The sequence below is a fragment of the Arthrobacter sp. 179 genome (assembly GCF_052379645.1).
In the GTDB taxonomy this organism is placed as follows: domain Bacteria; phylum Actinomycetota; class Actinomycetes; order Actinomycetales; family Micrococcaceae; genus Arthrobacter_H.
In genome coordinates this window covers 22,079-29,217 of sequence record NZ_JBQSYU010000031.1, presented here as the reverse complement: position 1 = coordinate 29,217, position 7,139 = coordinate 22,079, and the positions used below count along the sequence as shown (strand labels likewise).

The following is a 7,139-nucleotide window of genomic DNA, read 5'->3' as shown; positions in this document are numbered from 1 at the left end:
GGATATCCCCGCGGCCCGCGGTCGGGACGCTGAAGGTAGTCTTGAGGCATGGATGGCATTTTCTCCCATGCGGAACCGACCCCCGACTCCGGTAGCGACGGCGATCGTCCCCGGCTGGAGCCGGTGGTGGCAGGCGTGACCGTGGCAATGGAATGTGAACAGGCCTACGAGGGGTTCGTCGATTACCTGCACCTGTGGTGGCCACTGGGCACCGTGGGGACCATGGGGCCGGGCTCCCACCTGGGCATCGAAGAAGGAATGCTCATCGAGGAATCCGAAGCAGGGGAGCGCCGGCAATGGGGCAGCGTGGTTCGATCCGAAGCGCCCCTGCGCAGCGGGGCCTCCGACCGCTCCCACGGGTGCCTGGAACTGGACTTCACCCTCGGCTTCGAACAGGAAGCCCCCACCCGGGTCGTCATCGACTTCGAGGAGACCGGCACCGGGGCCACCGATGTCACGGTCACCCATGCCGGATGGGCACCCGGCCCGGCCGGCGAAGGCCAACACGCGATGGCCGAGTCCTGGCCCGAGATCCTGGGCTACTACCAGCGCTTCATGGGCGGTGCCGCATGAGTGCCCCCACTCAGGATCTCGATGCCACGGTCGTGGCGGAGCGACTCACCAGCGCCCTGGGGCCCGAACAGGTCTGCGTGGAGGCCTCGGTCCTGGATCGCTACAGCCACGACTACGGCCATGTGGCCGATCCCCATGAACCGCTGGCGGTCGTCTTCGCCCGGGACACCCCGGACGTGCAGCAGGTCGTGTTGCTGGCCGGTGACCTGGGATTCTCGGTGATCGCCCGGGGCGCCGGCACCGGGGTCTCCGGCGGCGTCCACGCCACCCGCAACAGCGTGGTCCTGTCCCTGGAACGGATGGACGCCATCCTGGACATCCGCGCCGACGACGAAACGGCGCTCGTCCAACCAGGAGTCATCAATTCTGATCTGAACGACGCGGTGGCCGTCCACGGGCTGATGTATGCCCCGGACCCCGCCAGTCATAAGATCTCCACCATCGGCGGTAACATCGCGACCAACGCCGGAGGCCTGCGCTGTGCCAAATACGGGGTCACCCGTGATTCGGTGTTGGCACTGGACGTCGTCCTGGCCGACGGCCGGCTCATCCACGTGGGCCGCAACACCTTCAAGGGAGTGGCCGGCTATGACCTGACCAGCCTGTTCGTCGGTTCCGAAGGAACCCTGGGGATCGTGGTCGCCGCCACCGTCAGGCTGCGGTACCTCAGTGCCGACCAACGCTCCATGGTGGCCCTGTTCCCCGGGCTGGAAGGTGCCGCAGCAGGTGTCCTGGCCATCGGCAAGGCCCGGGTGCAACCGGCGATCACCGAAATGCTGGACGCCGGGACGATGGAGGTCCTGGACTCGATCCACGGGACCCGGCTGACCGAGCGCGGGGGAGCGATGCTCCTGATCCGTACCGACGGCTACGGGGCCAGGATCGAGGAAGAGGTGATCCGCGAGGTCCTGACCGGGCTGGGGGCGGAGGTCAGTGCCGCCGATGACCCCAATGCCGCCGAGCTCATCGAGATGCGCCGCAACAGCCGGGGTGACGAACAGGACGACGAATTCCGGGCCGGTGAGGACATTGCCGTACCGCGGTCCCAGCTGGTGGACTACATCCACACCCTCGAGGAGATCGCCGCACGCCATCAGGTCTGGGTCAGGGTCGTCTGCCATGCCGGGGACGGGAACCTCCACCCCACGTTCTGGATCGACCCCGGTGAGGGCCGGGCCGGGATGGAACGCCTGGAGGCGGCATTGGACGAGTCCGTCCGTGCCGCACTGGACGCAGGGGGGACGATCACCGGGGAGCATGGCGTCGGCCAATATAAGCGCCGCTGGCTGACGTGGGAGCTCGAACCCGACGTCCTGGAACTGCAGCACCGGATCCGTGCCCTGCTGGACCCGCAGGGCATCCTGAACCCCGGGAAGGGAATCTGAAGCCCCGCTCCCGATTAGTGAATTCGCCTCCGAACCGGTAAACTTCTTGAGGTTGATGACCCCACGGGGTGTGGCGCAGCTTGGTAGCGCGCGTCGTTCGGGACGACGAGGTCGCAGGTTCAAATCCTGTCACCCCGACCATCTTCCGGAATAACGGACCACTGGTTCGAAGAAGCCGGAACAGGTTGTCAGCCACGAGGACGGGGCCGAGGAATCGGCCCCTTTTTCGTGTCCGCCCCGAGGCGTTCCCTTCAGCGCTGCGGCGGAACACCCGTGGAGGTCCGTGAGGTGAATTCCGTGGGATGGAAGCCCGCCGTCGGGTCGGGGCCCATGGCCGGATCCGCCCCGTCCAGAAGCGAGAGCAGCTTGCCCACGGCCGCGGCACCCTGCCCTCCGGGATCCTGGGCAATGGTCGTCAACCCGAGAAGCTCTCCGAGCTCGTGCCCGTCGATGCCGATCACCGAGACATCCTCAGGGACCCGCAGACCAAGGTCACGTGCCGCGAAGATCGCCCCGAAAGCCATCTCATCCGAGGCGCAGACGAAGCCGGTGGGACGTCGACGGGGATTGGCCAGCACGTTGCGGATCTTCTGATAGGCACCAGCGGTGGAGAAGTCGGCGGTGAGCAGCCAGTCCCGGCGTACCGGCAACCCGGCCTGGTTCATCGCCGACTCGAAGCCGTCCTCACGGGCCGACCCGAGCTTGAAATCCACCTCGAATTCCTCGGTGCCTCCCAGGAAGGACAGCTCCCGGTGCCCCAGTCCGATGAGGTGCTCCGTGGCCAGGGCTGCGATGTTGAAGTCATCGACCTGGATCGTGTCGATCCGGGGAATGTGGCCACCGATGGCCACGACGGGTTTGCCGACGGAGGCCAGCTGGTTGATCTCGTCGGGCTCCAGCTTGAGCGTGACCGTGATGACCCCGTCGAGACGTTTGCGCAGCAACAGCTCCGAGAACACCGAATCCCGGTGGCGTTGTTCGCCACCGGTGTTGTACAAGGTGAGGTCGTATCCGGCGTCGATGAGCGCACTGGTGGCCCCCTGGAGCACGGTGGAGAAGAACCAGCGGCCCACGGTGGGCATCACCAGGCCGATGTTCCGGCTGCGTCCCGAGGCCAGGGAGGAGGCGTTGTAGGACACCACGTAGCCCAGCGACTCAGCGGCAGCATGGACCCGTTCGCTGGCCGCGGCGGATACCTTCCCGTTGCCACTGAGGGCGCGCGAAACGGTGGCGACCGAGACCCCGGCCAGTGCGGCAACGTCCTTGATGCCCGTCATCTGCGTCCTTCCGTCCAGGGGCGTGGATCCGCCCGGTTCCCTATGTTGTGCGCCGCAACCAGACCGCCGCATTCGCGGCCAGTTCCAGCACGCCGTCGACGTCGCCGGGAACCGGGCCACTGGATAGCAGGACCTCCCCGGGAGGAAGGGCCACCGGGGCCTCGGTGGTGTTCAGGACGACGTCGATGCCGGAGTTCTCGAAGGCGAGCACCCCGTCGGCGTGGCAGGTATCGAGCCACTGCAGCCCACCCGCGCCGAGCTCCAGCCTACGGCGTGCCGCCAGGGCCCGCCGGTACATCGACAAGGTCGAGGAGGGGTCGCCGTCCTGGGCGGAACGCGCCAGCCGTTCCCACCCGGCCGGTTGGGGCAACCAGGCGGTTTCCGACGGGCCGAACCCCAGTGTCGGGCCCGCAGGGGTCCAGGGCAGGGGGACGCGGCAGCCATCGCGCCCGACCCGCTGGCCAGCGGTCCTGAAGAAGTTCGGGTCCTGACGGAACCGGTCCTCGAGGGTGGTGTGGTCGGGCAGGCCCAACTCCTCGCCCTGGTATAGGTAGGCCCCGCCGGGCAGGCCCAGCATGAACACGGTGGCCGCCCGGGCGCGGGCCAGGCCGAGCTCATGGTCCGGTTGCGGGTCCCGGGGGCCCACGCCATCCCCGGAGCGCGCGCCGGCGGGGACGCCGAAACGGGTGGGATGGCGACTGACGTCGTGGTTGGACAGGACCCAGGTACTGGGTGCCCCCACCGCATCGAAGGCCGCCAGTGACCGGTCCACCACGGCACGCAAGGCCGGGGCATCCCAGCCGGTATTGAGATACGGGAAATTGAAGGCCTGGTGCATCTCCTCCGGGCGGACCCAATCGGCGACCGCGTCCACCGGGTGGGCGTTGGCTTCGGCACACAGGATGCGTTCGCCGTCGTACTCGGCGAGGATGTCGCGCCACGTGCGATAGATTTCGTGCACCCCGGGCCGGCCGAACATGGGGGCCTCGGAGAAGGGGAAGCCCTCGCGCGGGGATCCGTTGGCGTTTCCACCCCAATCCGGCAGACCTGGTTCCTTGACCAGGGCGTGGGCAACGTCGACCCGGAAACCGGCGACCCCGCGATCGAGCCAGAAGCGCAGGATCCTCTCGAACTCGACGTGGACGGCCTCGGCATCCCAATTGAAATCGGGTTGTGAGGAGTCGAAGAGGTGCAGATACCACTGTCCCTCGGCGCCGTCGGGTTCGGTGATGCGGGTCCAGGCGGGCCCGCCGAAGTGTGACTGCCAGTTGTTCGGTGGTTCCTGTCCCGCTGCGCCCCGACCATCACGGAAGATGAACAGTTCGCGCTCCGTCGACCCCGGTCCGGCGGCCACGGCGGCGCGGAAGGCGGCGTGCTCCTCGGAGCAGTGGTTGGGGACCAGATCGACGATGACCCGCAGTCCCAGCTCGTCGGCCCGGGCGATGAGGGCGTCGAAATCCTCGAGGGTGCCGAAGAGCGGGTCGACATCCGTGTAGTCGGAGACGTCGTACCCGGCGTCGTGCTGCGGGGAGGGGTAGAAGGGGGAGAGCCAGATCGCGTCGACCCCCAGCCGGGCGATCTGGTGGAGCTCGGCGGTGATGCCGGCCAGGTTTCCGGTGCCCGAACCGTGCAGATCCCGGAAGGAGCGCGGATAGATCTGGTAGATCACCGAACTGCGCCACCAGGAGCGGTCCGTGGAGGGACTGTGGGCCAGGGGACCGCGGGCGAAGGCCCCGGGCGGAATCGTCGGGGGGACGTCGGGGCGGGGTGCGGCGGCCGGCAGATCCGACACCGCGCTCAAGGCAGGGGCTGGTCGCATGCGGTCCAGCCTAGCCGCGGTCGCCAGTCCGTGAAAACGCTTGCATTGAGTCCGTATGCGTCGGACGCAGGTGGTATTCCTGCCTGTGAGAGCGCTTACAATTATGGCGTGCATCACTATCGTGTTTGCCGAAATCCGAGGATGAGAGACTATCCAGCAGGAGGCATCAATGATTCAAGCGCCACACCACGACGGATCCGCACTCCATGTCGACCGTCAGGACCCCGTCCTGGGACAGGACGTTGCCGTCCGGCTGCGGGTTCCCTCGGACCAACCCACCCCCGGCGGGGTCTGGCTGCGCAGCGTGCGCGACGCGGAACCCCACTACGACCAGGCGACCCGGCTGGGTGAGGCCGACGGCTGGGTCTGGTGGCAGGCACTGCTGACCGTGGTCAACCCCGTACAGAACTACCGCTGGGTGATGCGCACCGGGACCGGGTCGCTCTGGGTCAACGCCCGCGGGACCTCGACCCGGGACACCCCCGATGTCCAGGACTTCAGGATCTGCGCCGGGGCCGCGATCCCCGAATGGATCCACCGCTCGGTGATGTACCAGGTCTTCCCCGACCGCTTCGCCCGCTCCGCCGCGGCCGACGACCGCGAACTACCCGAGTGGGCGGTGGCCGCCGAGTGGGACACCAGCGAGGTCATCGGGCGCGGCCCGGACACCCCTTACCAGTACTACGGCGGGGACCTGGACGGCATCGGCGAACATCTGGACCACCTCGAGCAGATCGGGGCGAGCGTGCTGTACCTGACCCCGATGTTCCCGGCCCGTTCCAACCACCGCTACGACGCCTCCGACTTCGCGGGGGTCGACCCGCTGCTGGGCGGCGACGAGGCACTCATCCGACTCGTCGAAGATGCGCACTCCCGCGGAATCCGTGTCGTGGGTGACCTGACGACCAACCACTCCGGGGACGCCCACGAATGGTTCCGTGCCGCCTACCGGAACCCGGCGGCCCCCGAATCCGATTTCTACTACTTCAGCCAGGAGAACACCGAGTATCTGGCCTGGCTCGGGGTGGACTCCCTGCCGAAGTTCAACTGGCGCTCGCAGGGGCTGCGTGACCGGTTCATCCTGGACGACGATTCGATGGTGGCCCGCTGGCTGCAGCCGCCGTTCGACATGGACGGCTGGAGGATCGACGTCGGGAACATGACCGGGCGGGCCGGCGCCGACGATTTCAACCACGAGATCGCCTCGATGATCCGCCGACGGATGCACCAGATCAACCCCGAGGCCCTGCTGGTGGCCGAATCCACCTCCGACGCGGCCCCCGATTTCCAGGGGGACACCTGGCAGGGGGCCATGACCTATACCAACTTCACCCGCCCGCTGTGGCAGTGGCTGGCCCGCCCGCGCACCTGGCAGGACGACGGTGCCGCGGTGGCACCACAGTCCAATGTGACCTCCCAGCCGTGGCCCGACTTCTACGGGTTGCCCCAACGGGGCCCCGACAGCACCGGCGCCGAGGAGTTCCTGGACACCCATCTGGACTTCGCCGCGGCCTTCCCCTGGCGGGTGCGCCTGGCGAACCTCAACGCGATCGACACCCACGACACCGCCCGGGCGGCCAGCGCCATCCTTCCAGGAGCGCAGCCATTGGCCGTGGCCCTGCAGTTCACCCTGCCGGGGGTGCCGATGGTCTTCATGGGGGACGAATTCGGGCTCGAGGGCTTCAACGGGGAGAAATCCCGCACCCCCATGCCCTGGGAGGATCCGAGCAGGATCCCGACCGATCTGCGCGGTCTCTACACCGCGCTGTCGACGTTGCGCCGGGAGCATCCGGCACTGACCTCCGGGGGGCTACGGTGGCTCCACGCCGACGGCGGGACGCTCGCCTTCATCCGCGAAGACCGCCACGAGGCGGTTCTGGTCGTGCTCTTCCGTGATGCCGCCGAAGGACTCCGGTTGGAAGGCCTCGGGGCGGTCGGGACGCCGGTGCCTGCCTGGAGCCACGGAAACGTCACCTGCGAGATCGACGGGGACTCCGGCGTCGTCCTCGGTGGTCGGGCGCTCAGTGCGGCGGCCTTCACACTGGCAGGAACCACCGTTCCCACGGCATCGCGCTAACGACGGGG

At 68.0% G+C, this 7,139-nt stretch carries 5 protein-coding genes and 1 tRNA gene; 4 read left to right on the top strand and 2 right to left on the bottom strand.

The window, feature by feature from the left end; all coding sequences use genetic code 11:
- Nucleotides 1-48 precede the first annotated feature (48 nt).
- From ACT3UE_RS14600 to ACT3UE_RS14590, 3 genes are all read left to right on the top strand, one after another.
- Nucleotides 49-573, top strand: a complete 525-nt coding sequence (locus ACT3UE_RS14600; protein WP_444555478.1) for a hypothetical protein — start codon at nucleotides 49-51, stop codon at nucleotides 571-573.
- Nucleotides 570-1,958: an FAD-binding oxidoreductase gene (locus tag ACT3UE_RS14595; protein WP_444561849.1), complete on the top strand. Its 1,389-nt coding sequence runs from the start codon at nucleotides 570-572 to the stop codon at nucleotides 1,956-1,958. The genes ACT3UE_RS14600 and ACT3UE_RS14595 overlap by 4 nt, the downstream gene beginning before the upstream one ends.
- 64 nt (nucleotides 1,959-2,022) lie before the next feature.
- Nucleotides 2,023-2,099, top strand: a tRNA-Pro gene (locus ACT3UE_RS14590).
- A 110-nt stretch (nucleotides 2,100-2,209) separates the two neighbouring features.
- Here the strand turns inward: ACT3UE_RS14590 and ACT3UE_RS14585 are convergent.
- A complete protein-coding gene (locus ACT3UE_RS14585) occupies nucleotides 2,210-3,235 on the bottom strand; it encodes a LacI family DNA-binding transcriptional regulator (protein ID WP_444555480.1) in 1,026 nt (341 codons plus the stop codon).
- A 40-nt stretch (nucleotides 3,236-3,275) separates the two neighbouring features.
- Nucleotides 3,276-5,054: a glycoside hydrolase family 13 protein gene (locus ACT3UE_RS14580; protein ID WP_444555481.1), complete on the bottom strand. Its 1,779-nt coding sequence runs from the start codon at nucleotides 5,052-5,054 to the stop codon at nucleotides 3,276-3,278.
- 169 nt (nucleotides 5,055-5,223) lie between these two features.
- Between ACT3UE_RS14580 and ACT3UE_RS14575 the strand changes: the two genes are divergently transcribed.
- Nucleotides 5,224-7,131 (top strand): alpha-amylase family glycosyl hydrolase, encoded by a 1,908-nt coding sequence (locus ACT3UE_RS14575; RefSeq protein ID WP_444555482.1) that lies wholly within the window; start codon nucleotides 5,224-5,226, stop codon nucleotides 7,129-7,131.
- Nucleotides 7,132-7,139: the final 8 nt, after the last annotated feature.